The organism is Salinispora cortesiana (genome assembly GCF_000484695.1).
GTDB lineage: Bacteria > Actinomycetota > Actinomycetes > Mycobacteriales > Micromonosporaceae > Micromonospora > Micromonospora cortesiana.
Genome location: NZ_AXVR01000006.1, coordinates 1 through 23,929, shown reverse-complemented (window position 1 = coordinate 23,929; position 23,929 = coordinate 1). Strand labels below are relative to the sequence as shown.

The 23,929-nt window shown below is 69.4% G+C and carries 23 protein-coding genes, 1 tRNA gene and 2 pseudogenes; 14 read left to right on the top strand and 12 right to left on the bottom strand.

Translation table 11 applies throughout. The features are described 5' to 3' along the window. Positions 1-31 precede the first annotated feature (31 nt). The 9 genes from K228_RS0104770 to K228_RS0104730 all read right to left on the bottom strand — a co-directional run bounded on the left by K228_RS0104770 (position 32) and on the right by K228_RS0104730 (position 9,411). Entirely contained in the window at positions 32-928 is an 897-nt protein-coding gene (locus tag K228_RS0104770; protein WP_025617389.1) for a DNA/RNA helicase domain-containing protein, read from the bottom strand. A 76-nt stretch (positions 929-1,004) separates the two neighbouring features. Beyond that, entirely contained in the window at positions 1,005-1,625 is a 621-nt protein-coding gene (locus tag K228_RS0104765) for an HAD-IA family hydrolase (protein WP_025617388.1), read from the bottom strand. A gap of 64 nt (positions 1,626-1,689) precedes the next feature. After that, positions 1,690-3,171 carry a serine/threonine-protein kinase gene (locus tag K228_RS0104760; protein WP_033776518.1) on the bottom strand — a complete coding sequence of 494 codons (1,482 nt, stop codon included), beginning with the start codon at positions 3,169-3,171 and terminating at the stop codon, positions 1,690-1,692. A gap of 69 nt (positions 3,172-3,240) precedes the next feature. After that, positions 3,241-3,720 (bottom strand): hypothetical protein, encoded by a 480-nt coding sequence (locus tag K228_RS0104755; protein WP_025617386.1) that lies wholly within the window; start codon positions 3,718-3,720, stop codon positions 3,241-3,243. Positions 3,721-3,849: 129 nt separating this feature from the next. Then, positions 3,850-7,422, bottom strand: a complete 3,573-nt coding sequence (locus tag K228_RS0104750) for an adenylate/guanylate cyclase domain-containing protein (RefSeq protein WP_025617385.1) — start codon at positions 7,420-7,422, stop codon at positions 3,850-3,852. Next, positions 7,419-8,246, bottom strand: coding sequence for an MBL fold metallo-hydrolase (locus tag K228_RS0104745; protein ID WP_025617384.1), 828 nt, complete (start codon positions 8,244-8,246; stop codon positions 7,419-7,421). The genes K228_RS0104750 and K228_RS0104745 overlap by 4 nt, the downstream gene beginning before the upstream one ends. A 112-nt stretch (positions 8,247-8,358) precedes the next feature. Further along, positions 8,359-8,820, bottom strand: a complete 462-nt coding sequence (locus K228_RS0104740) for a RidA family protein (RefSeq protein ID WP_025617383.1) — start codon at positions 8,818-8,820, stop codon at positions 8,359-8,361. Beyond that, a complete protein-coding gene (gene sp36, locus K228_RS28180) occupies positions 8,817-8,972 on the bottom strand; it encodes a Sp36 family protein (RefSeq protein WP_012184767.1) in 156 nt (51 codons plus the stop codon). Before sp36 ends, K228_RS0104740 begins: the two co-directional genes overlap by 4 nt. A 49-nt stretch (positions 8,973-9,021) precedes the next feature. Next, positions 9,022-9,411 (bottom strand): hypothetical protein, encoded by a 390-nt coding sequence (locus tag K228_RS0104730; protein ID WP_025617382.1) that lies wholly within the window; start codon positions 9,409-9,411, stop codon positions 9,022-9,024. A gap of 314 nt (positions 9,412-9,725) precedes the next feature. On the opposite strand from K228_RS0104730, the gene K228_RS28740 reads away from it, so the two are divergent. From K228_RS28740 to bagB, 3 genes are read left to right on the top strand one after another with little or no spacing between them, the layout of a single operon-like run. Then, positions 9,726-10,421: an Rv0361 family membrane protein gene (locus tag K228_RS28740; protein ID WP_025617381.1), complete on the top strand. Its 696-nt coding sequence runs from the start codon at positions 9,726-9,728 to the stop codon at positions 10,419-10,421. Positions 10,422-10,441: 20 nt separating this feature from the next. Then, positions 10,442-11,419, top strand: coding sequence for an ATPase BagA (bagA, locus tag K228_RS0104720; protein ID WP_025617380.1), 978 nt, complete (start codon positions 10,442-10,444; stop codon positions 11,417-11,419). A gap of 54 nt (positions 11,420-11,473) precedes the next feature. After that, the gene (gene bagB, locus K228_RS0104715) at positions 11,474-12,625 is read left to right on the top strand and encodes an ArsA family ATPase (RefSeq protein WP_025617379.1); all 1,152 of its coding nucleotides are present in this window, start codon (positions 11,474-11,476) and stop codon (positions 12,623-12,625) included. Positions 12,626-12,686: 61 nt separating this feature from the next. Here bagB and K228_RS0104710 read toward each other — a convergent pair whose 3' ends face one another. Further along, the gene (locus K228_RS0104710; protein WP_025617378.1) at positions 12,687-13,007 is read right to left on the bottom strand and encodes a WhiB family transcriptional regulator; all 321 of its coding nucleotides are present in this window, start codon (positions 13,005-13,007) and stop codon (positions 12,687-12,689) included. A 405-nt stretch (positions 13,008-13,412) separates the two neighbouring features. On the opposite strand from K228_RS0104710, the gene K228_RS0104705 reads away from it, so the two are divergent. Then, entirely contained in the window at positions 13,413-15,827 is a 2,415-nt protein-coding gene (locus tag K228_RS0104705) for a transglycosylase domain-containing protein (RefSeq protein WP_025617377.1), read from the top strand. A gap of 72 nt (positions 15,828-15,899) precedes the next feature. Here K228_RS0104705 and K228_RS0104700 read toward each other — a convergent pair whose 3' ends face one another. Continuing rightward, a complete protein-coding gene (locus tag K228_RS0104700) occupies positions 15,900-16,355 on the bottom strand; it encodes a GatB/YqeY domain-containing protein (protein ID WP_025617376.1) in 456 nt (151 codons plus the stop codon). A 25-nt stretch (positions 16,356-16,380) separates the two neighbouring features. On the opposite strand from K228_RS0104700, the gene K228_RS0104695 reads away from it, so the two are divergent. Both K228_RS0104695 and K228_RS0104690 read left to right on the top strand, forming a co-directional pair. Further along, positions 16,381-17,274 (top strand): metallophosphoesterase, encoded by an 894-nt coding sequence (locus K228_RS0104695; protein ID WP_025617375.1) that lies wholly within the window; start codon positions 16,381-16,383, stop codon positions 17,272-17,274. Positions 17,275-17,344: 70 nt separating this feature from the next. After that, positions 17,345-17,418: transfer RNA gene (locus tag K228_RS0104690), tRNA-Pro, on the top strand. A 221-nt stretch (positions 17,419-17,639) separates the two neighbouring features. On the opposite strand, the gene K228_RS0104685 is transcribed toward K228_RS0104690, so the two are convergent. Continuing rightward, positions 17,640-17,990: a hypothetical protein gene (locus tag K228_RS0104685; protein ID WP_025617374.1), complete on the bottom strand. Its 351-nt coding sequence runs from the start codon at positions 17,988-17,990 to the stop codon at positions 17,640-17,642. Positions 17,991-18,515: 525 nt separating this feature from the next. Here K228_RS0104685 and K228_RS0104675 point away from each other — a divergent pair. The 8 genes and pseudogenes from K228_RS0104675 to K228_RS0104650 all read left to right on the top strand — a co-directional run bounded on the left by K228_RS0104675 (position 18,516) and on the right by K228_RS0104650 (position 23,918). Next, positions 18,516-18,746, top strand: a complete 231-nt coding sequence (locus K228_RS0104675; protein ID WP_245603420.1) for a hypothetical protein — start codon at positions 18,516-18,518, stop codon at positions 18,744-18,746. A 206-nt stretch (positions 18,747-18,952) separates the two neighbouring features. Continuing rightward, a pseudogene (locus K228_RS28170) lies at positions 18,953-19,042 on the top strand (NUDIX hydrolase); the annotation flags it as partial. A 690-nt stretch (positions 19,043-19,732) separates the two neighbouring features. Next, positions 19,733-20,284 (top strand): DUF6444 domain-containing protein, encoded by a 552-nt coding sequence (locus K228_RS25330; protein ID WP_050580940.1) that lies wholly within the window; start codon positions 19,733-19,735, stop codon positions 20,282-20,284. A 129-nt stretch (positions 20,285-20,413) separates the two neighbouring features. Further along, complete coding sequence (locus K228_RS29370) at positions 20,414-20,818, top strand: hypothetical protein (RefSeq protein ID WP_245603419.1); 405 nt, start codon at positions 20,414-20,416, stop codon at positions 20,816-20,818. Beyond that, on the top strand, positions 20,815-21,411 hold the full coding sequence (locus tag K228_RS29365; RefSeq protein WP_245603418.1) for a DDE-type integrase/transposase/recombinase: 597 nt from the start codon (positions 20,815-20,817) through the stop codon (positions 21,409-21,411). The genes K228_RS29370 and K228_RS29365 overlap by 4 nt, the downstream gene beginning before the upstream one ends. A gap of 332 nt (positions 21,412-21,743) precedes the next feature. Continuing rightward, positions 21,744-21,815, top strand: a pseudogene (locus tag K228_RS28165) (flavoprotein); the annotation flags it as partial. A 46-nt stretch (positions 21,816-21,861) separates the two neighbouring features. Continuing rightward, on the top strand, positions 21,862-22,557 hold the full coding sequence (locus tag K228_RS0104655) for a TetR/AcrR family transcriptional regulator (RefSeq protein WP_029723363.1): 696 nt from the start codon (positions 21,862-21,864) through the stop codon (positions 22,555-22,557). After that, the gene (locus K228_RS0104650; protein WP_025617371.1) at positions 22,557-23,918 is read left to right on the top strand and encodes an alpha/beta hydrolase; all 1,362 of its coding nucleotides are present in this window, start codon (positions 22,557-22,559) and stop codon (positions 23,916-23,918) included. The genes K228_RS0104655 and K228_RS0104650 overlap by 1 nt, the downstream gene beginning before the upstream one ends. Positions 23,919-23,929: the final 11 nt, after the last annotated feature.

The window sequence follows — 23,929 nt, the reverse complement described above, 5'->3', positions numbered from 1 at the left end:
CCGGCAGCCGCGTGGGGTACCGAGCCGAAGATCAGATCTTCGGAATTCCCAGGTCAGCGAAGAGCTGTCGGGTCGCCGGGTCAACCGAGTAGAGCACGGTCCCACGGATGGAGCGCGTCAGGAGGACACCGTAGGCGTTTCGGATCGCCCGTAGGAGTTCCGCATCGTCCTGGATCCGATCGGCCTTGCTGCGCACGTGCTTGCGGTGCAACAGCCATCGGCTGCCGCTCCAGGTCAGGTCGGGGCCGAAAATCACCCCGCCCCAATCGTATTCCAGCCCCTGCACGGTGTGCACACAACCGATCTGGCCAAACCCGCCTGGTTCGGTGGCCCAGAACCGCCGTTTTGGCACGCCTGGTGTCCGGTGGTTGTCACCGGCGTTCCACGGACGCGCCCAGCCCGCCTCGGGTTTGACATCCGGAACGGTCCCGGAGTCATCGGTCCACTCCCAACACATCCCGGCGCATATCCGGGCGCTGAAGCCCGCGTCGATTTTGTCCTGTAGGAACTCTTCCATGGCCGCGGCGGTGTCGGCGCAGTAGAGCCCGAAAGGCTCTGGATCATCGTCGACATCGGGGTTCCACCGCACCGGGTGATCCGACAGAAGCCGCTGGCCCCAGGTGTCGTACGTCGCGCTACCGACGGCGCGCAGCGGGCGGTCCAGACTGATCGGCACTACTTCCGCGCCGAGGTGCTGAATTTCTTTGACCAGCGCCTCCGGGGTCCAGACCTCCTCGCCGAAGAGGCGCTGATCACCATCGATGAAAAAGACCGGCACCTTCGCTCGGGTGACGATCACCGAAACGGTGGATTCACCCGGGCGCATCACGAAGGAACCCGCCATCGGCCGCGCGGTGAGCCGGTGCGCCTCGTCGCACAGGATCAGGTCCAGCTCATCGGTCCGCACCCGGTCGGCGATGTTGTTCAAGGTGGTGAAGGTGCCCCGTAGGCCCCTGGCCGCACGTTTGAAAGTCTCCCGTGGCGCCTGAGGCCCCGGGCCGGCCTCAGGCCGGCAAAGATGTGATCACCCGGTCCAGCTCACGCAGGTCGTCGACGACGGCATCGGCGTGGGCCAGCTCCTCCGGAGCGTGGGTGGTGGTGAGCGCGACGACCACCGCCCCGGCCGCTTTGCCGGCGGCGACTCCGGCGGGGGAATCCTCCACCACAACGCAGGACGAGGCGGCAACACCGAGTTGCCGGGCGGCCAGCAGATACCCCTCGGGATCGGGCTTGCCGTGGCGGACATCCTCCGCCGCCACGAAGATCGCTGGAGTTCGCAGACCGGCACCGCGCATCCGGGCAGTCATCAGCGGGCGGGACCCGGACGTGACGACGGCCCACCGGTCATCGGTGATCGTGGTCAACGCGGCGGTGGCGCCGGGGATCGGGCGCACCAGATCGGCGTACGAGAGCTGGAGGTCGGCCGTCTCCCGCAGGACCGACGCGACAACCTCGGGCGGAAAGAACTCCGGCACCACGTCCTCGTCGCGCCGGCCGTGGCAGACCCGCAGGATGGCGTCCGCATCGACGCCGTAACGAGCAGCGACCGTATGCCAACTGGTGGTAACCGCCTCGGTCGAATCCACGAGGGTGCCGTCAATGTCGAAGAGGACCGACTGATCCATGGTTCACCTTGCCTTCATGTTTCGCGACTTGGCAGTCCTCGCGGCCACGGTCGCACGGCGACGCTCAGCGCACGAGAGTCGGGGCGGCGAGCGCGTCCAGCCCGCGCCCGGCCACACAGCGGTACGTCCGCTCCGCCTCCCCGGGGGGCAGCACTTCCAGCTTCCACCCCTCGGTGTGGTTGAGGCCGACGGCGAGCTTGAAGGTGGTCTCGTTACACACCCGACGAACCATCGGGTTGACGCTGATGTCGACGTAGCCGGCCCCGCGGGCCACGTCGGACAGCTCACCCTCGGCATAGCTCTCCCAGGTGTGCTCACCCGAGCAGGACACCTGCTCCGCGGGGGTCCGCGACCCGCTGCCCCAGATCGGACCGAAGCACTCCAGTTCGTCTCCACACCGGGCCCCGGACGGTAGCTCCGCAGCTTGGGCGCAGGCGGGCCGAAGTGCGGGATCGGCGGTCCGGCCCGCACTCGAGGTCGGTTGCGACGCGCTCAGGCCGCCCTCCAGCCCAAGCGGATCCAGCCCGACGCCGACCAGCCCGGCGGCGGCCGCCAGGAGGGCGGCCACTCCCGCGCCACCGAGGAACCAGGGCCGCCGACGCCGGGCCGCGGAGGGAAGGGTCGGGTGCGCGTCCTCGGCCGGCGCTCGGGGCGTCGGGGGAGTCGACCGGCCGCCCGAGGCCGCTCCGGAGTGCCCGCTCGGGGCCGTCCCGGGGTGCCCGCTGGCGGCCGGCTCGGCAGCGGCGCTGGCGGCGGTCCCGCCCACCGGCAGCGCGGCCAGCAGGTCCCGCAGCTCGACTGCGGACGGTCGCGCCACCGGATCGTTCGACATGCCGGCCCGAAGGATGTCGACCAACTCCTCCGGCACCCCGGGTAGGCCGGGTACCGGCTGGTGGAACATCTCCAGCACCGTCACCAGGCTGGGGTTGCGCTCGGAGCGCCAACGCGGCGGCCGACCGTGCATCACCGCGTAGAGGGTGGCGCAGAGGGCGTAGACATCCACTGCCGGTGATGGCGGGCTGTGGTTGAACATCTCCGGCGGCGCGTACGCGGGGGTGAGCACCTCCAGGGCGACCGTGGCGTCCCGCAGCTCGGCGACGACGGCCAGCCCGAAGTCGGCCAGCACCGCCGGGTTGAAGTGGGAGTGGAGGATGTTGGCCGGCTTGATGTCCCGGTGCAGCACCCCGGCCGCGTGGGAGTGGGCGATCGCGTCGGCGATCTTGACTCCGAGGTCGCGGGCCTCCACGGGGCCGAGCGGCGAGGTACGCATCCGTTCGGCGAACGACCCGTCACAGAGCTCCATGATCAGGTATGGGTGCTGGTCCACGGTGACCCCGACGTCGAAGAGGTCAACCACATGCGGGTGCGACGACATCCGACCGGCCGCCCGTGCCTCCCGGAGGAACCGGGCCTGGTCCCGCTCGCTGTCCAGAGTGCGGTTCTCTACCTTGACCGCCACCTCGCGCGCCACCGAGATCTGGGTGGCTTTATAGATCGTCGCGTAACCGCCTCGGGCAAAAACCCGCAGACCGGTCAGCCCGGGCACAAGGGGCGTCGGTAGCGCGCCAGGCGAGGTCTCGGTCACGGCTTGAAAATACCGAATCAGGCGGGCTGTTCAGCGAACCGCGTCAGCGGTGGGCGCCGGACCAACCGGGTCGGCCGAGGGCGAGACCGCACCGTCCGGCGATGCGGCACCCGAGCCGCGGCGATCCCACCACAGACCCGCAGCGGTCGCCAACGCGCCCAGCCCCTCCCAGGCGGCCACCCCGAAGAATCGGCCCGGAGCGGCATCCACCAGCACCAGGATGCTGAACACGGTGAACGTGAGGAGTCGAAACCCGACCGTGAACCGGTAGAACGCCCGCCACTCGGTCACCGCGGCGAGCAGGTAGTAGACCCCCATGTTGAACGAGGCCATCGAGGACGCCGTCAGGAAGGTAACGGTATAGTCACCCGACGCGCGGGACTCCAGCACCTCGAAGCCGAGCAGCCGCAGCAACGCCTCCGGCCAGGTCAACCCGATCGCGCCCACCAGCAACGCGAGCAGGCCAAAGACCGCGACTGTCCAACCGGCAGCGGAACGCGGCAGCTTCATCAGACCCCTTCCCGTCCGGCACGCCCGTATCCCGGATCGTGCGCGGCCCCCACGCTATCGAGCACCCACCCTGTCCCGCATCACCGGAATTGCCAAAATCTGTCACCGGCGACGCCGCCGACGGCCGGATCAGTCGGCCGCCGTCAACCGGCCGAGGAGGTCGTCCGCGTCCCGCCGCTCGCTCCGCTGCTCGGTCGCGTACGCCAGGCGTACCGCCTCCTGGGCGCTGGCCTGCGCCGCCGCCGACTCGCCAGTAGCGGCGAGCGCCTTCGCCAACACAGCGGCGGCGATCACCTGGCTACGCACGTCCTCCGCCGGGACGGTACGGGCCCGCTGCGCCCAGTCCAGCGCCTGCTCGGCCTGCCCGTGGGCGAGTAGGGCGGAGGCGTACTGGGCCAGCGTCAGGCGACGGGAGAAGAGCAACGCCGGGGTGGTCTGCGCGGCGGTCGCCACCGGGGCGAGCAGGCCGACCGCGGCCGCGGGGTCACCGGCCGCCAGCCGGGCGGTGGCCAGCAGCACCCGCGGCGCCACCTGCGCCGGCGCCCACGGGTTGTACGGCTCGACGGCGGCCAGCACCGCCTGCGCCTCCCGCTCGGCCAGGTCGTGGTCGCCCGAGTCCAACGCCACGAACCCCCGCAGCGTGCCAGCCATGCCGGTCAACAGCGGATGCGAGGTACGACGGGCGTACCCCATCGCGTCGGTGAGCAGATCCGCGGCGTGCTCCGGCTCGCCCAGGCCGCGCGCGATGACCCCACGCACCACCAGCGCGAAGCCCCGCCCCCACTCGTCGGAGGCGGCGTCGAAGTCCCGGTACGCCCGCCGGGCCGCTCGGTCGGCCTCGGCCAGATCACCCAGCTCGGCGGTGGCGAACGCCTCCACCGCCCGCAGGGTGCCCACCGCCCACTGCTCGCCGACCCGCTCGCCGAACGGCAGGAACGCCCGGGCGAGGCGGCCGGCCTCGTGCAGCCGGCCGGCGAGCAGCCGGGCGAAGGCGGTGGTGCCTCGCAGCCAGGCCCGTCCGTACGGATCCTTCAGCTCGGCGAACAACCGCGCGGCCCGACCGAGTACCGCGTCGGTGCCGGCGAAGTCGCCCCGGGTGGTGGTGACCCAGGCCAGGTTCTGCAACGACCACGCCTGCCCGCGGCGATCCTGCACCGCAAGGCTGGTCTGGTAGGACGCCGCGAGCCGGCTGCTTGCCTGCCCCAGCCGGCCGGCGATGAAGTCGGCCATCCCGAGCCGCCGCATCGCCGCCGCACGCAGCGTCGGCAACTCGTGGGCCGAGGCGACCTGCAACGCCTCCGCCCAGGAGCTCGCCGCCCGGTCCGGGTCGCCCATCGTCTGGTGCGCCTGCCCAGCCAGAAGCAGCGCACTGGCCTGGGTGGCCGCCTCGTCCCCGGCGTTGGCGGCGATCTTCTCCGCGTTGGCGAGGGCGTCGGCCGCCTTGCCGATCTGGAGCAGCGCCCGCGCGTGCACCACCCGGTCGGCCGCCGGGACCCCGTCGGAAGCCAGCTCGCTGGCGCGTTCGGCGTACTCCACCGCCAGCAGCGGCTCCCCGGCGTACATCGACCGGCGGGCGGCGTGGCCCAACGCGGCGACCCCAACCGGGACCACGGCCCGCGCCGGTGCGTCCGGCCGCAGCCCCACCGCGTCGGCGAGCGCGGTCGCCCGCTCCACGTGCCCGGCCACGAAGTCGTCCCGGGCGGCTTCGGTGAACCCACCGGAGGCGGGGGTACCGGTCGGCGGATCGACCGCCGCCCAGCGGGCGAGCGCCGCATGCCGTTCGGCCAGTTCGGCCTTGCTGACCCCGGCGTAGGCCGCCTCCCGCATCAGCGGGGTGGCGAACGTGTGGCCGGACCACGCGCGGTGCAACATCCGGCGTTGCAGTAGCTCCTCGACCGCACGTTCCAGCTCCACGGTGGCCACCGCCGCCGGTCGGCCGTCCCGACCGCTCCGCTGCTCTCGCAGCGCCTCCAGCGCCCCCGCCGGCACGGTGTCGCCGACCACCGCCGCGTCCCGCAGCACCGAACGGGCGTCCGGCGGCAACGCGTCGATCCGCGCGGCGAGCACAGCCGCGAGGTCACGGGAGAGGAGTTGGCTGCCGAGCGAGCCCGGCGCGAGCTGCCAGTCCTCGTCGGCACCGGCGGTCAGCGCGCCCCGCTCCATCAGCAGGGTGACCAGCTCAGCCAGGTAGAACGGGTTACCCTGCGCGGTGGCGAGCAGGCGATCGGCGTCCCCCTGCGGCAGCCGGCCCCCGCTGAGGTAGCTGGTGAGCAGCCGCGCGGCATCCGCACCGCGCAGCGTCGCCAGCGCATGGACCTCGGCGTCGGCCACCCGAGCCAGGGCACCCGCCGTGCGGACCAGCTCCGGCCGGCCCAGCAGCAGCACCAGCACCGGGCCGACGAGCCGGGACAGGGTCTCGCCGAGCGCGTGGGTGCTCTCGGTGGTCGCGTCGTGCAGATCGTCGACCACGACCACCAGCGGCGCCTCCGCGGCTAGGGCGCTGAGCAGGTCGGCGACGGCATTGGGCACCGCGTCGCCGTCGGCGGACTGACTCGCCGAGCGCCACTCGCCCTGGTCGGTGGGGCCGCTGGGCAGCTCCGCGTAGCCGAGCAGGGCCAGCAACTGCTCGGTGGCGACCGAGGCGGGGTCGCCACCGGCACGGCCGAGGCGCTGGCCGAGTCGACGCAGTCGCTCCTCGACCGCCGGTCGGGTGAGCGCGGTGGCCGAGTCGGTGGGCAGGCCGACCGCGGCGCGAACCAAGTCCGCCAGCGGAGCGAGCCGACGCCGTTCCCCGAACGCGACGCAGCGCACAGAGAGCACCCGCGCACCGGTGTACGCCGCGAACCTGCCGGCGCCCACGTCGTAGCCGGCGGCGAGCCGCTCCACCTCGGCGGCGAAGCGGGACTTGCCGATGCCGGCCTCGGCGGTCATCAGCAGTACCCGGGGCTCACCGCGGTCAACCACCTCGGCGAGCCGGCCCGCCACCCGCCCGATCTCGGTCTCCCGGCCGACGAAGGGCGCCTCGTCCCCGAGCCCGGACCGGGTGCCCGTGGCGTCCAGCAGACCAAGCAGCTCGTACGCCGCGACCGGCTCGCGCTTGCCCTTCAGGCGCAGCGGGCGCAGCGCCCGCCAGGAGGCGATGTGCCGGGTGGCGGCGGCGGTCCGGTCCCCGGCGTAGACCGCGCCGACCGCCGCCGTGTCGGCGAGCCGGGCGGCGGTGTTGACCGTGTCTCCGATGACCGTGTACTCGAGGGCCGCCTGGATCCCGGCGATCACGCCGCCCGTGTTGAGCCCGACCCGCAGCCCCAGGGGCCCGCCACCACCGCGTTCGTCGTCGAGGACCCGGCGCACCGCCCGCTGCATGGACAGCGCCGCCCGAACGGCCCGCTCGGCGTCGTCCTCGTGCGCCACCGGCGCACCGAAGACCGCCATGATGCCGTCCCCGGTCAGCTTGTCGACGTGCCCGCCGAAGGTCTTGACCGCGCCGGCCAGCGCCGCGAGTACCCGGTCGGTGACGGCGCCGACCCGCTCCGGGTCGAGATCCTCCGACCAGGAGGTGAAGTCGGACAGGTCGCCGAAGAGCACGGTGACCACCCGGCGTTCGGTGGCGGGGAGCGTCGCCGCCGCCGGCAACGCGGCGCCGCAGTTGTGGCAGAACCGGGCACCGGGTACCGCGACGGTTCCGCACACCGGGCAGGTCACGTCTGCTCCAACTCCACATCGGTGGTGCCGGATTCCCGGCCCAGGTATGCCAGTTGCGCCCGGACCGACCACTGGGCGGCCCACCACAGTGACCGATCGACATCGGCGTAGACGACCGCCACAACCTCGGCGGCGGTGCGGGCACCGGCGTCGAGCGCGGCCCGGACCTGGTCGAGTCGGGCCCGCCGGTGGGCCAGGTAGAACTCCGCCGCGGCGCCGCAGTCCGCCAGCGCCGGGCCGTGACCGGGCAGGGCCGGGATTCCGGCGTACGTCGAGAGCAGCTCCAGACTGTCCAGGTAGTCCCCGAGGTGCCCGTCCGGGTGGGCGACCACGGCGGTGCCCTGGCCGAGAATGGTGTCACCGGTGAGGACCACCCGCTCCTCGCCGTGCGTCGCGAGGAAGCAGACCGAGTCGGCGGTGTGCCCGGGGGTGCCCAGCAGGCGGATCTCCAGCGGGTCACCGCCGAGGTCACCGTTGGACCTGGTCAGCGGCGTACCGCCGATGGTGTGCACCGGATCCGCGGCACGTACGGGCGCCCCGCCGAGCAGGTCGTGCAGGCGCGCTGAGCCTTCGGTGTGGTCGGGGTGCCCATGGGTGATCAGCACCTGCCCGATCGGCCCCTGGGCGGCGATCGCGGCCAGGTGCGTCTCGTCGGCCGGCCCGGGGTCGATCACCACCGCGGGTTCACCGGCGGCGGCGCGGAGCACCCAGGTATTGGTTCCAGTCAACGTCATCGGCCCGGGGTTCGGGGCCCGCAGCAGCGTGACCCACCCCGGCAGCGCGCCCGCGATAGCTGTCGCCGGCGCCGTGAAGTGCCCGCTCATGGCTGCGATCGTACGACCACCGGCAGCAGCCTCCGCGATCTTGCACCTCCAACCTCCGCTTCATACCCGTTCAGGGGCTTTGACCGGTAGGAATTGCAAGATCGCGCCAGGGCTAGGCCGCGACTTCGACGATGACCTCAACCTCGACGGGCGCGTCCAGGGGGAGTTCCGCCACCCCGACCGCGCTCCGTGCGTGCCGACCGGCCTCGCCGAAGACAGTGCCGAAGAAGTCGGAGGCGCCGTTGATGACGCCGGGCTGGCCGGTGAAGCCCGGGGCGCTCGCCACGAAGCCGGTCACCTTGACGATCTTGACAATCTGCTCCAGCCCGACCAACGAGTTGATCGCCGCGAGCGCGTTCAACGCGCACCGCTGGGCCAGCTCCCTGGCCTGGTCGGCGGAGACGTCGGCGCCGACCTTGCCGGTGGCGAGCAGCTTGCCCTCGGCCATCGGCAGCTGGCCGGAGACGTAGACGTGCTGCCCGGACTGCACCGCCGGCAGGTAGCTGGCGACCGGGGGCACCACCTCGGGCAACTCGTGCCCCAACTCGACGAGTTTCGCGTACGGCCCGGTCATGCCTTGGCCCGCTTCAGGTAGGCGACGAGCTGCTCTGGGTTTGGGCCGGGAACCACGGACACCAGTTCCCAGCCGTCCTCGCCCCAGTTGTCGAGGATCTGCTTGGTCGCATGGACCAGCAGCGGGACCGTGGCGTACTCCCACTTCTGCATCGCTGGAAGTCTCTCTTTCCCTGGAGTGCGGTTCTTTCCAGGGCACAGCCTACGGTCCGGCGGCGGGCTGGGGCGCGGGACGTTGCTCGGTCACCACCTCCCCGCACGGGCCAGCGTGGTCATAGGGCCGTGGACAGCGAGACCGGTCCAGCAGGGGCAGGTCGCAGAAGACCCGGTGCCGGTTGTTCTGGTCGTCCGCCGTGGAGACGGTGGTCTCGCCGGCGTCCACCGCACCGAGGAAGCTCAACGAGGTGGCGATCGTGCCGGCCAGCGCCACGGCGGCGGCGTGGTCCGCGACCCGGACCGGAAGATGCACCACGTAGCCCGGCTCCTCCTCGTCCCGGGGTGGCAGGGCCGGCTGGTCCGGGACGCCGCCGGGGGCGGGCAGCCGGATCACCGCCGGGAGTTGGGTCCGGGGGTTGTTCTCCACGTCGTGCATGCCCTGCCTCCGGCGGTTTGTACCTGATCGTGCCCACGCCGCTCGGCCCGGCCCACGGCCCGATCCCGGCACCATCGGAACGTAGGCTGCTGGTCGATGGCCGCCAACAGGGCGCGCGGCATTCCGGCTGCCAAGTCACATATGCGACACCTGCTTTGACGGAGTGCGGACAACGTCCGGGAGCCGACGGGTTCCGGACAGAACCGGTGTCATGTCAACGGCCGGGCCAACCGCTACCCTTCCGGTCGTAACCGGCGGTCTACCGCCACCCGTCGCCTCGCCGAGCCGACGCAGTCCCACCCCCCGGGGGAGCGATGTCCCAGCCAGCCAGCGGTGATCCGACCAGTCAGCCCGACGGCCCGACCGCGGCGGGCACCCCCTCCACACCACCACCAGACTCGTCGGCACTCCCCGCACCGGCTATCCCCTCCGCCGCGCCACCACCAGCTCCGTCGGCACTCCCCGCACCGGCCACCACCTCCGCCACGCCACCACCAGACCCATCGGCGTTCCCCGCAGCGGGCGTCCCCCAACCCCCGAACCAGCAGCCTCCGGCGCCCCACCGCCGACGCGGACTGCTGATCGCGTCGATTGCCCTTGCGGTGACCCTGGTGCTCTGCCTCGGCGGCGGGTTCGCCGCCTTCCTGGCGGTGCGCTCGGTGGGGGACGGCGTGGGCACCGAGGAGCCCCAGGCCGCCGTGGAAGGGTTCCTCACCGCCGTCTACCAGGACCGGGACGCGGCCCAGGCGTCGCGCCTGGTCTGCTCGGCCGCCCAGGACCAGGACAAGATCTCCGCGAAGGTCGCCGAGGTGGAGAAGTACGCGGCCGACTACAAAAAGCCGCACTTCCGGTGGAGCCCCCCGACGGTTGACGACGAGACCGAGGACCGGGCCATCGTCACCACCACCGTCACCATGACCACTGCCGACGAGAAGGTCGCCGAACTCCCCCTGCGCCTCACCGTGGTCAAGACGACGGGTTGGCGGGTCTGCGAGGTCGCTGGCGGGTGACGCCTGGTTAGGCTCGACGGGTGGGAGCAGCACAGCAACCGGCCGAGCCGGCCGGCACCGAATGGTCGGCCCGCCTCCACGTGGTGACCGGCAAGGGCGGCACCGGCAAGACCAGCGTCGCCGCCGCCCTCGCCCTCGCCCTCGCCACCGGGGGCCGGCGCACCCTGCTGGTCGAGGTCGAGGGACGGCAGGGCATCGCCCAGCTCTTCGGCACCGACCCGCTCCCCTACGGCGAACGGCACCTGACCGACGCCGCGGACGGCGGCGAGGTGCGGGCCCTCGCTGTGGACGCGGAGGAGGCCCTGCTCGAGTACCTGGACATGTTCTACAAACTCGGCGGCGCCGGGCGGGCCCTGCGCAAGCTGGGCGCCATCGACTTCGCCACCACCATCGCCCCGGGACTGCGCGACGTGCTGCTGACCGGCAAGGTGAAGGAGGCCACCACCCGCACGCGGGGCCAGCGGCGGGTGTACGACGCGGTGGTGCTGGACGCCCCACCAACAGGTCGGATCGCGCGGTTCCTGAACGTCACCGCCGAGACCGCACGGTTGGCTCGGATGGGGCCGATCAAAACCCAGAGCGAGGGGGTCGCCGCGCTGCTGCGCTCCCCGATGACCGCCGTGCACGTGGTGACGCTGCTCGAGGAGATGCCGGTCCAGGAAACCACGGACGCCATCGCGGACTTCACCTCGCTCGGCTTCCCGGTCGGACGGATCATCGTCAACGCCACCCGATCCCCGGCACCAGTCAGCTCCGCAATCACCGCCGCGGAGCTCGCCGCCGGGCTGCTCGCCGCCGGGCTGCCCGCCGACGATGCGACCGTCTCCGGCCTGGCGACCGAGGTGCGCGACCAGTCGGTCCGCCGCGACCTGGAGGATTCGCTCCGGACCGACCTGGCCGAGTTGGGTCTGCCGCTGGTCGAGCTGCCGCTGCTGCCCGACGGGGTGGACCGGGCAGGTCTGGATCAGCTGGCCGCGGCGCTCGTCCGAGCGGCTTGACGCGCTCCTCCCGTCGGCTCTTCAGCGTTGTTGAACCGGGCCCGATACGCTCGATTGGTGCCTTCCGACAACGTGGCGCCGCCGCTGGACGTTGACCGGATCCTCGCCGATCCCGGCGTACGGATCGTGGTCTGCTGCGGGGCGGGCGGGGTGGGCAAGACGACCACCGCCGCCGCGCTCGCGCTACGGGCCGCGGAGGAGCACGGCCGCCGCACGGTGGTGCTCACCATCGACCCGGCGCACCGGCTGGCCCAGTCACTGGGGCTGACCGAGCTGGACAACACGCCGCGCCAGGTCAAGGGGATCGACGTCGAGGCCAGCGGCGGTGAGCTGCACGCCATGATGCTCGACATGAAGCGCACCTTCGACGACGTGGTGCTGCAGCACACCGACCCGGAACGGGCCGCGGAGATCTTCGCGAACCCGTTCTACGCGGCCATGAGCTCCACCTTCGCCGGCACCCAGGAGTACATGGCGATGGAGAAGCTCGGGCAGCTGCACGCCCGGGGCGAGTGGGACCTGATCGTGGTGGACACTCCACCCTCCCGCTCGGCGCTGGACTTCCTCGACGCGCCGGCTCGCCTCGCCCGCTTCCTGGACGGCCGGATGCTGCGGCTGCTGCTTGCCCCGGCCCGCTCGGGCGGGCGGAGCATGTTCAGCTTCGTCACGGCTGGGTTCGGCATGTTCTCGAAGGTTGTCCAGAAGGTGCTGGGCGCACAGTTGTTGAGTGATCTGTCCGGCTTCGTCGCCGCCCTCGATTCGATGTTCGGCGGTTTCCGCCACCGGGCGGAGCAGACCTACCGCATCCTGCAGGCCCAGGAGACGGCGTTCCTCCTGGTCGCCGCGCCGGAGCCGGACGCGGTCCGGGAGGCCGCGTACTTCGCGAGCCGGCTGCGGGCCGACCGGATGCCGCTCGCCGGATTGGTGCTCAATCGGGTGCACCGCCCGGCGGTGCCGGAGCTCGGCCCCGACGAGAGCCTGGCCGCCGCTGATCGACTGGCCGGGCTGGGCGGCCATGACGGCACGGTGAACGCGCTCCGGGCCCATGCCACGCTGGCCCACCAGGCGGTACGCGAACAGCGGGTGGCTGCCCGGTTCACCGCGGCGTTCCCGACCGTGCCGGTGGCCTCGGTAACCGCGCAGCCCGCCGATGTCCACGACATCGACGGGCTACGGACGATCGGTTCGCTGGCTGGCCAGGGGTGATTCGTAGCCGGCCGCGGCAGTCAGGAGTGATCCGTAGCCGGCCGCGGCCCGGAGTGACTCGTCAACCGGTCGCGGCAGCCAGGACCTTGTCCCGGTCGGCCTTCTCCTTGGCATTCTTCTTCATCGCGGCCTCGAACATCTTGCGCCAGCTGGCGACCTGCGGGTGACGGCGCAGCAGCGCCCGTCGCTCACGTTCGGTCATACCGCCCCACACACCGAACTCGATCCGGTTGTCCAGCGCGTCGGCCAGGCACTCGTACCGGACTGGGCAGCTTCGGCAGATCCGCTTTGCCACGTTCTGTTCGGCGCCCTGTACGAACAACGCGTCCGGGTCCCCGTTCTGACATGCCGCCAGCGACGGCCAGTCAGTGATCATGCCCATCTGTACACGTCCCCCCTTGCAGTACTACCGACCCCATCGCGGACCAGCCGGCTGTTTCCCCCGATCGGCCCCACCGACCTCCCCCAAGGCGGCATGGACGACCTGTGGCGCTCTCGCCGCTCCCATCATGCTCTGTAGCTGCCTGATTACGCAACGTTGTCGGCAAAATCCATTATTACGGACACTCCCGGCTTACCGGGCCTGCTGCCGCCCGCATACCCCACCGAGGTCCACGAAAACGCTGGACGCCCATCCCACGCCAAGAGGAGACTCGGCGACGCCTGGTCCGCAACCGCCTACCGGGGGTCGTGCGTTTAGCACAACGAGGACGGCCTGCGCAGGAAATGGGGAAAAGCCACCCCGCGCCGCTCGTCGCCGGTTCGCTACCCTGTCGAGGTGACCTGGATGCGGAAACGTGATCATAATGTGCTGACCAATGCCGCATCGCTGCTCGTCTGTGGCCTACTCGCCGGAGTGGTGGTCGCCGCAGCGGCCTTCCCCGCGGTGGCACTGTCCGGACTGGCCGCGAAGGCCGGTGCCGAAACCTTCGATGCCCTCCCCGAGCTGTTCGTAGACGCTGCCGGGCCCCAGATGAGCCGTCTACTCGCTGCTGATGGCAAGACACCGTTGGCCACCATGTACGACGAGAACCGCCGCGACATCACCAAGGTTGACGACATCGCGCCGGCGATGCAGCAGGCGATCCTCGCCGCCGAGGACCACGACTTCTACGAGCACAACGGCGTCGACCTCAACGGCGTCGTCCGAGCCTTCGTCAACAACAGTCAGGAAGGCGCCCACCAGCAGGGCGCCTCCACACTGACCATGCAGTACGTTCGCCTCGCCATCGCGTACTCCGCGACACACCCGGCCGACGTGGTCGCGGCCACCGAGGACACCAGCGCCCGCAAAATCCGCGAGATGAACCTCGCCCTGCAGGTCGAGAAGCAGTTCTCCAAGGACGAGATCCTGCTGCGCTACCTCAACATCGCCGCCTTCGGCAACGGCGCATACGGCATCTACGCCGCCAGCCAGGTCTACTTCGCCAAGCCCCCAAGCGAGCTCACCATCGCCGAGGCGGCGCTCCTCGCCGGCCTCGTCAAAGCTCCCAGCTCGTTGGACCCCACCACCACCAGCGGCTACCCGAGCGCGGTGGCCCGGCGCGACTACATCCTCGACCACATGGTGACGATCAACGCCATCACCGAGGAGGAGGCCAAGACGGCCAAGGCCAGCAAGCCGAAGATCGTCGGCAAGCGGGCGCCGAACGGCTGCGTCGACACCAACACGCAGGAGTGGGGATTCTTCTGCGACTACTTCTACCGCTGGTGGATGGAGCAGGAGGCGTTCGGCTCCACCTCGTACGACCGGGAGCGGCGACTCAAGAGCGGCGGCTTCGAAATCATCACCACGATGGAGCCCGAGGTCCAGAAGGCCGCCGACAAGGCGGTACGAAAGAACCTCTCCACCACCAGTAAGGCCGCGCGCATGCTCGCCGTGGTCGAGCCCGGCACCGGCCGGGTCCGCGCCCTCTCCACCAACCGCGACTACCAGCTCGACGATCCGGACAACCCGGAGAACAAGCCACACAGCAACCCGGCGAAGCGTGAAACCGGGGCGCTCGGCAACTATCCGAACACCGTCAACCCGCTCCTCACCGGCGGTGACGGCATCACCGGCTACCAGGCCGGCTCGACCTTCAAGATCTTCACCATGGTCGCCGCGCTGGAGAAGGGCATCCCGCTCAGCCACACCATCAACGCCGAGCAACAGTTCCGGTCCGAGTACATCATCAGCAAGAGCAGCCCCGCCGCCTGCGACGGCCACTTCTACTGCCCCGGAAACGCGACCCCCAGCATGGCTGGCGTGCACAACATGTGGAGCGCGTTCGGAAGATCGGTGAACACCTACTTCGTCCCCCTCCAGCAGCAGGTGGGCGCGGAGAAGGTGGTTGAGGCCGCCAAGAAGCTCGGCATCACCTTCCGCAGCCAGGAGGACCTCGATCTGGAGAAGGGCGCCCACCAGTGGGGTGCCTTCACCCTCGGCGTCTCCCAGACCACGCCGCTGGAGCTGGCCAACGCGTACGCCACCCTCGGCGCCGAAGGGATGTACTGCGAACCGATCCCGGTGCAGGAGATCCGCGACTCGGCAGGCAACAAGCTCGACCTCGCCAACCCCCGCTGCGAGCAGCGGATCAGCACCGAGGTGGCCCGCGCGGCCGTAGACGCCGCCCGCTGCCCGGTCGGGGACCGCTCGTCCACGACGAAGTGCGCAGGCGCGACCGCCGGCAAGGTGCGGAGCACCGTTGACGCCCCCGTCGCCGGCAAGTCCGGCACCACCGACAAGGACAAGACCGCCTCCCTGGTCGCGATGACCAAGCAGTACGCGGTCGCCGGCATCATGGCCGACCCGGACTGGCCGCAGACCACCCAGAAGATGAAGCACGAAGATTCCAGGGGCATCAACCCGCCGGTGTACGAGACGCTGCGCGACGCGATGAAGGGTAAGCCCCGGATCGACTTCACCCCGCCGAAGAACAAGCTCCGCTACGGGGACCAGCGGACGATCCCGACCGTCAAGTGCGTCAGCGTGGAGAAGGCGAAGTCCCGCATCACCGACGCCGGATTCGCGGTGGTCGTCTCGAAGAACGAGGTCGAGTCGAGCTGCCCGGCCGGCACCGCCGCCGGGACCAGCCCAACCGGCCGCACTGCCAAGGGCAGCGTCGTCTCCATCAAGGTCAGCTCCGGACCGGCCGCCAAGCCCACCGAGCCGACCGCGCAGCCCGAGCCGGGCAGACCGACGGAACGCCCCGGCGACTAGGGGCTCACTGAGAAGTCGAAGGGGCGGCCATCCCGATCGGGGTGGCCGCCCCTTCGCGTACGTGGAGCCAGGTCAGCTGGCGAGCTGCCGGCGTACCTCGGCGGCGACCCGCCCCCCGGCGGCCTGGCCGGCCACCGCGGCCTGGGCGGCCTTCATCGCCGGGCCCATCTGCCCCATGCCGGTGAAGCCACCCGTGGTCAGGGCAGTCCGGACCGCCTCGGCCAGTTCATCGTCGGAGAGCTGACTCGGCAGGTAGCGCTCCAGCACCACGCCCTCAGCGGTCTCCTTCGCGGCCTGCTCGTCGCGGCCGGCCTCGGCGAAGGCGGCAGCCGCCTCCCGACGCTTCTTCGCCTCCTTGGCCAGGAGGGCGAGCACCTCGTCGTCACCGAGCTCACGCTTGGCCTGACCGGCGACCTCAGCCGCGCCGACGGCTGCCAGCGCCATCCGCAGCGTGGAGGTGGTCATCTCGTCACGCGCCTTCAGCGCGGCCCGCATGTCCGTGGTCAGGCGGTCCTTCAATGTACCCATGGACGGTCAAACTACTCTGTCAGGCATGGGAAAGCGCACACTATTCCGCTTCGCCGCCGGCACCGCCGTCGTGGGTGCGGCCACCCTGGCGTACGCATCGCTGATCGAGCGCAACATGTTCACCCTGCGGCGGTACGAGGTGCCGGTGTTGCCGGCCGGCGCGGAGCCGCTGCGCATCCTGCACCTGTCCGACCTACACATGATGCCCAACCAGCGACGCAAGCAGGAATGGGTGGCGTCGCTGGCCGGGCTGGACCCGGACCTGGTCCTGGTGACCGGCGACAACATGGCCAACCCCGACGCGGTCCCCGGGGTCCTGTGCGCGCTGCAGCCGCTCCTCGACCACCCGGGTGCCTTCGTCTTCGGCTCCAACGACTACACCGGGCCGGTCTGGAAGAACCCGTTCACCTACTTCCTGCCCGACCGCGAATACACCGAGGGCGTGACCCTGCCCTACGACGAACTGCGGGACATCTTCACCGGTGCCGGCTGGGCCGACCTGAGCAACGCCCGTACCACGCTCAAGGCCGGCGGGCGGCTGGTGGAGCTGGTCGGGGTGGACGACCCGCACATCGAACGGGACGACTACGCGTCCGTCGCCGGCCCGGTCTCGCCGTCGGCCGACCTCTCGATCGCCCTCAGCCACTCCCCGGAGCCAGCCGTGCTGGACCAGATGGCCGCGGACGGGTTCAGCCTGCTGCTCGCCGGACACACCCATGGCGGTCAGGTCTGCGTACCGGGGGTCGGAGCCCTGGTGACAAACTGCGGGCTGCACCGCTCGATGGCCAAGGGTCTGCACCGCTGGCCCGGCTCGGACGCCTGGCTGCACGTCTCGGCCGGCCTGGGCACCCATCCGACCGCGCCGGTCCGCTTCGCCTGCCCGCCCGAGGCGAGCATCCTGACCCTGATCCCCCGCTGAGCCGGCGACGCCACGGGGGATACCGAATTTGACCCGCGGATCGGGTGGGCTAGTATTTGTCGGCACGCCTCGGGGTGTGGCGCAGCTTGGTAGCGCGCTTCGTTCGGGACGAAGAGGTCGTCGGTTCGAATCCGGCCACCCCGACCGCAGTAAGGGGCACATCCAATTGATGGATGTGCCCCTTACTCCATACTGGCGCTGGGTTCGGCCGATCCGGGGGTTCCTTCGAAACGAAGCAGTCCCCCGTGCTCCCGCATGCTGGCGATCTTCAGCCGGCATCGATCTTCGCGGCGGTCCCTCTCGACCACATCAGGGTCACTTCCCAAGCTGGCAGTGCGGCGTGCAGCGCCCCAGCGTGGATGCGCCTACCGGCGGCCGATATGCCGCCAGAACCATGCCGCCGCCGCAAGAGCATCGGTCGTTGGGTCAACACAATCGAGCCGCAGCCCGTCGGGGCCCGCAGTGTCGATCAGAGCGTCGTCGGCTCGCATGCCGTCGTCCCAGTTGAGACACGAGGGGCTCCAACCACCACGCAGGCTGGTGCCGTCGTAGTCCAGCCGCAGGGTCTGGTAGATCTGGTTGCTCTGGGTGAAGTCGTACGACGTGGTCATCCAGGGGGTGCCACCATCGTCCTGGTGATACCAGTCCTGGATATCCGGCACGTGCCTCACGAGTTCGGTGAAGAAGGCGCTCTCCTCGGCACTGGGTTCCCGCACAGATCCGATTTTCGCAGAGTGCACGCGGCGGGCCACGGGACGGTGAGTGACTAGCTGGGTGACGACCGGGGCACCCAGGCCTGACGCTGGTGAATGACAGGCGAGGCCTCAATCGGCGACCTTATAGACCTCGATGGCGTCGTCGCCAAGGATCGAGTCAAACCGGCCTGCGTCGGTGTCCTTGTGGAGCCGCCCGCATGGGCAGTGTTCGGTCCTGTCGGGGCTCCCGCTCATCAGGTAGCCGCAAGCAACGCACTTGAACATGAGTTGCGGACTCATCGTCCAGCCTGCGCCGCCGGTAGCAGTCGGTCCTCTACCGAGGTATTCCAACGCCACCGCTTCAGAATGCCGTTGGGCCGCGTCTGGGCCGTCACCGGGCCGTCGAACGCCGACCGATGATGACCAACAACGAGCGGCAGCACTAGAGAACCGCAGGCCAGGTGTCATGTGGCGGTGGCTGACCTGGTGGGCTATGGACGAGTCGACCTGTACGCCGGATCCCGCTGAGGCCATACGATGCCGGACATGCGCGAGGAAGAGGAAGTGGTTCTTCGTCTTGACCGACCGACAGCTGCGGCCATCGCCGACCTGCTCTACAACATCGGCGAGCACCAGGCCGCCGGCATGCCTATCGCTGAGTTGTCGACAGACAACAGCGAACGGGTCGGTCGGGTGCTCCATGACCTCTGGCGAGCCTTGGGCGTTCCGCTTCCATACGGCGGCGTTCGTGCCTATGAGCCTCGTCGCCGGATCTGATGTCGTTCCGGCACCGGGGCTGCTGACAGCAGTGGTGGCAGCAACATGGCCGGAAGAGGGCAGCCGCCGGCAGTCAGCTACCCGAAGCCGCGGCTTTGGACGGACGCTGCTGGACGAAGCGCCCAAACTCACAATGAAGGGTCGGGCGGCTGGGGCGGTGTGGCCGCCTGTGTGCATGGTAGGGGGCCGGGGCGGATACTGGCAGGGTGGTGGAGGAGCAGGCGACGGGGTTGACCCGGTGGACCATCCACGGCGAGCGGGTCGTGGATGACACCCGGCGGGCTCTCAGGTCTCTGACATAGAAGCTCCCGGCCGGTTGTGAACCCTGGGCCAGGGGCTTCTATCGATTTCGACTGATTTTGCCTGTGGCGGACTCGCCGTGCCCTATGCAGGTTTCGGACCGCCCCGCCGGATCGAGTGAACTTTTCTACTTAACTAGATCAAATGTGAACCAAATAGGTGTAGCTGTGGCGGGAGTAGCCCTCGGGGCAGAACGCGTAGGAATAAACCCCTGATCCGGCTTCCCTCAAAGGGCCCCGCATCGTCCAAACGAAAGTGGTGTCTGATCGACGGCATTTCAATTCCGCTTGGAAACTGAAGTTGGAGCCACTGCAATAGGCCCAGGAGCCGCCTAGAATCGGCCCAGCACTGCATTGCACCTGGATCTCCGCAGAAGCATCCTGTGCCGAAATTGCTCGGGGCTCGGCTTGGGCGGGCGAAGCGACGACTAGGATTCCAACGAGCGCAGCAAGGGATGCGGCAGCTCCACCAATTCGTACTTTCAACAGGTCCTCCCCGTTTCGAACTTGACTGAGCGACGATGAAGTTACTCGTAGACATCGGCGCCCGTCAAGAGCACGTTGGGGCTCTTCGAAATTAAGCGAGGTTCACGTTCGATGATGACCGGGACGTAAGGGCTGGGTAACTGGATAGGTGCCTGACCTCGACGATGCTGTCTGCTGTGGAGGCTGCTAGGTTGATCAGCCATGCCCGCCGATCCGTCGCCGTCGTATGACGAGTTGTTGGCGGTTAACGCCGGGCTGGCCGCGCGGTTGGAGCAGGCGCTGACGCGGACCGCTGAGCTTGAGGCCCGGTTGAAGCAGTCGTCTGGCAACTCGTCGAAACCGCCGTCGAGTGACGGGCTGGCCAAGCCGGCGCCGAAGTCGCTGCGGGGTCGTTCGGGTCGCCGGCCGGGCCGTCCCGCTGGCGGCGAGGGCACCACCCTGTCCCAGGTGGCTGATCCGGACGTGGTCGTCCGGCATGTGCCGGACACCTGTGGCGGCTGCGGTGGCGGCCTGACCGGTGCGGCCGAGGTCGCGGTGACCCGCCGGCAGGTGTTCGACATCCCCCGGCCTGAGGTCATGGTGACCGAGCATCAGATCGTCACCGTCTCCTGCCCGTGTGGGCATAACACCACCGGTCCGACACCGGCCGGGGCCACCGCGCCCGCGGTCTACGGATCACGGATCGCCGCGATCGGCGTCTGCCTGCTCCACGGGCAGCCTGTCCATCGGCCGCACCGCCGACGCGATCCGTGACCTGTTCGGGCTGCCCGTCGCGGCAGCCACGGTCACCGCGTGGGTCACCCGCACCGCCCTCGGCGTCATCGACAAAGGTGCTACCGAGAGCGCGGACAACGACAACCCGCCGAAGAGATCCTGACCGCCGTGTTCGGCGAGTTATGCGGCGCGGATATCTCGGTGCAGCGGGCGTGCGCGTTGACCGGGACCTCGCAGGCGACTTACTACCGGCGGGTGAAGCCGGTCGGTCCACGGCACGGGCCGTGGCTGCCCCGGACCCCGCCACCGCAGGCACTCAGCCCGGCCGAACGCGGCCGGGTGCTGGCGGTGCTGAACTCGCCGGTCTACGCCGACCTGGCGATCCCGCAGGTTTGGGCGAGGGACCTGGATGCGGGCCGCTACCACTGCTCGGTGTCCACGATGCATCGCATCGCCCGTGCGGCCGGGCAGAGCCGGGACAACGCCGACTGGCGGCCCATCCACCCCGGGTACGTCCAGAGCTGGTCGCGACCGGGCCGGGTCAGGTGTGGTCCTGGGACATCACCGCGTTGAAAGGACCTGTCACAGGCCTCTGGTACCGGTGCTACGTCGCTATCGACATCTACTCGCGCTTTGTTGTCGGCTGGCTTGTCGCGGCCGGGGAGGACGCGGTCGTAGCCCGCGACTTCCTGGCCGATGCCATCAGCCGTAACGGGATCGAGCCGCACACCATCCACGCCGACCGTGGCGGCGCCATGGTGTCGAAGCCGGTATCGCAGATGCTCGTCGACCTCGGTGTCCTACGGTCGCATTCCCGACCTCGGACCTCGAATGACAACCCGTACTCCGAAGCCCAGTTCAAAACCATGAGGTACGTGCCAGACTTCCCGGAAAAGTTCGGGTCCCCCGCCGACGCGAAAGCTTTCTGCGACGGCTTCTTCACCGCCTACAACCACGAACACCGACATTCCGGGATCGGCTGGCATACCCCGGCGTCGATGCGCCACGGCACCGCCGAGCAGATCCGTGAGCAACGGCAGGACACCCTCGACGCGGCCCACGCCGCCCACCCGGACCGGTTCAACCGCAGGCCGCACGCACCGAAACTGCCCGACCACGCCTGGATCAACAAGCCAACCCGCCAGGAACAGACCGTCTCAGTTTGACTTGACAACTACCGGTCGCCACTCCAACGCCTCAGCGCGTAGAGGGCTGCCGGACTGGCTGCGCCGTACCAAATCCGCGGATGGCCATTCGGGTTCAGCTCGTCAACGGGAGGCACCTGTTGCCCGTGTTGCTTGGCCTGTCGACGCCTGCAGGCGTAGTCCCGCATGTCAGCATGCCACCCAGCTCGGCTCGCCGCTAGCGCGTCAAGCGCCCTCAGGAGAGAGTGTCTTCATCCTGCTGGTACGGCCCCGCCAACAAGGGGGGCGGCGTCCGCCGTGCGCGGGAACGCGTCGTGCAGGGCGCGGGCGAAGGCGTCCGGATCTACTTGCAACTCGTCTCGCCATACGTCGAGGCAGCGCTCGCCGCGCATCCGGCTTTCCACCGCAACCTCGAACTACCAGCCAGGCGAGTCGGTTGAGATTCCTCCAGGGATAAGGTAAACCTGAGTCATGTTTAGTTCTGTGGACGGTGCGTCGCCCGGCACCAAACCCGCCACGCAGCGGCGCTCCCGCGAGACCCGGGACAAGCTCATCACCGCACTGGACGAACTGCTGCATGAAGAGAACTTCGACGAGATCAGCGTCGCGCAGATCGCCAACCGGGCCGGTGTGTCCGTGGCGTCGGTCTACCAGCGGTTCGACAATCAGAACGCCTCGGTCGCCATCCTCGTCGCCCTGTACCTGCGCCGGGTTACGCATTGGTGGGACGACTTCTCCCGGGACAACCCCGTGCCGAGCAGCCACACCTCGCTGCGTGAGGCACTCGTCCATGTCGGCCGTGCGGCATGGCGTCAATCCGAGGACCTGCGCTATGTCATGCAGCCGGCCTACCTCCAGTCTCGGTTGCACCCGGACCTGCTCGACGAGCACTGGCGGCACCGGGAGGAGGTTGCCGTGTCCGGCTTTCGCTCACTGCTACAGGGTCACGCCGACGAGATACGCCATTCGGACCTGGCCCGAGCGGCCAGCATGACTGCGTACTTCTTCAACCTGATGTTCCTGGGACGCCTGCTTCACCCAGAGGGGATGTCCGGCTGGAACCTTCCCACCGATGCCGACGAGTTCGCCGAGGAACTCGCCGACTTCGTATGTGGCTACCTCGGTGTCGCCCGCGTCCCGGGCGCGTCGGACCGGCGGAATCGATGATGTGGACCTTTGTCGAACGCGCCACTCTAACTGCTACCGCCCTCACCACGACGCTGATCCTCTTTGCCGCTCCGACGAGCGTGACGCTGCCGGCGATCGTCGCGGTGACCGCACTCAGCATCCTCCGCCTGGTCAACAACAGCGCCCGGTGGCAGATGGCACCGGCCTACCTCGCCGTCGCCTGGCTCTGCGTCGCTGTCGTCACAGAACTGCCCGTTGGCGTACGCATCGTCGGCGGGCTGGTCGCTCTGGCGTTGTCGACAGTGTCTGCCGCGTTGGTAGTCGGCTTTCCCATTCCAAGCCTCCCGCAGCCCGACGGCCCGTTCGGGGTCGGCGTGATCACGACAACGGAGGAGCGTGACGTCAGGACGGCACCACGCATGGGACGCAGGCGACTCTTCGTCACCACGTGGTACCCGGCGGAAGCAAACCTGGCTCAACGACATTCGGAAGGCGAAGCCCTGTGGTCCGAATTCCACGAAGCTCCCGGGATCCCCTCCGGGCTACGGCGGCTCGCCGGCTACCTGAAGCAGGTACGGACGCATGCGATTCGTGGCGCCCACGCCAGCCGACACGCTACTACCGCGCCGGTGGTTCTCTACCAGCCCGGGCTCGTGTCCATCACCGCGGAGAACTCGCTCCTGATGGAATCGTTGGCAAGCCACGGCTATGTCGTGGTGAGTGTCAGGCACATCGATCAGCGTGCCGAGTTGGAGGAAACGGACGCAGCCGTCGCCCCGGCCACAGCCAGCCGGATCCAGGAGATCAACCGCGAGCTGCGGGGTAGGCTCACCCGATCCGAGCGCGCCCGAATCTCTGCGGAGCTCTACCGGTTGAGCACCAGCACAGCTACCGTCGTTGCCCGACGTACCGAAGACTCACAGCATGTGCTTGATCGACTTCCCACCATCCTGGCCACTATTCCCGGGTATCCCACCGACGAACTGGGGTCAGGGCGGCCGATCGCCACAATGGGGCTATCTCTGGGTGGGGCGGTCGCCAGCGAGCTCAGCAAGATCGACAACCGGTGCGCCGCAGCCATCAACATCGATGGCGGGCTCTACAGTGAACGCCCCCACGACCCACTCAGCATTCCATACCTGATGATCTACAGTGAGTTGAACTCGGGTAGCAACGATTTCGCACGGGACACCGCACAGGCCGAGTTCCACGAGATGACAGCACCCGGGACAAAGCACCTGGACTTCCATGACGCTACCGTCGTACTACCAATTCTGCGATGGCTGGGACACCTCGGCGACGCATCCGGTATCGGGATCGTCCGCTGGAAGAATAGTCAGATCCGGCAGTTCCTGGACCGGACGGTTCGGTGCACGACGCCAGACACATCTGCCAGGTGACTCCAGCCCGG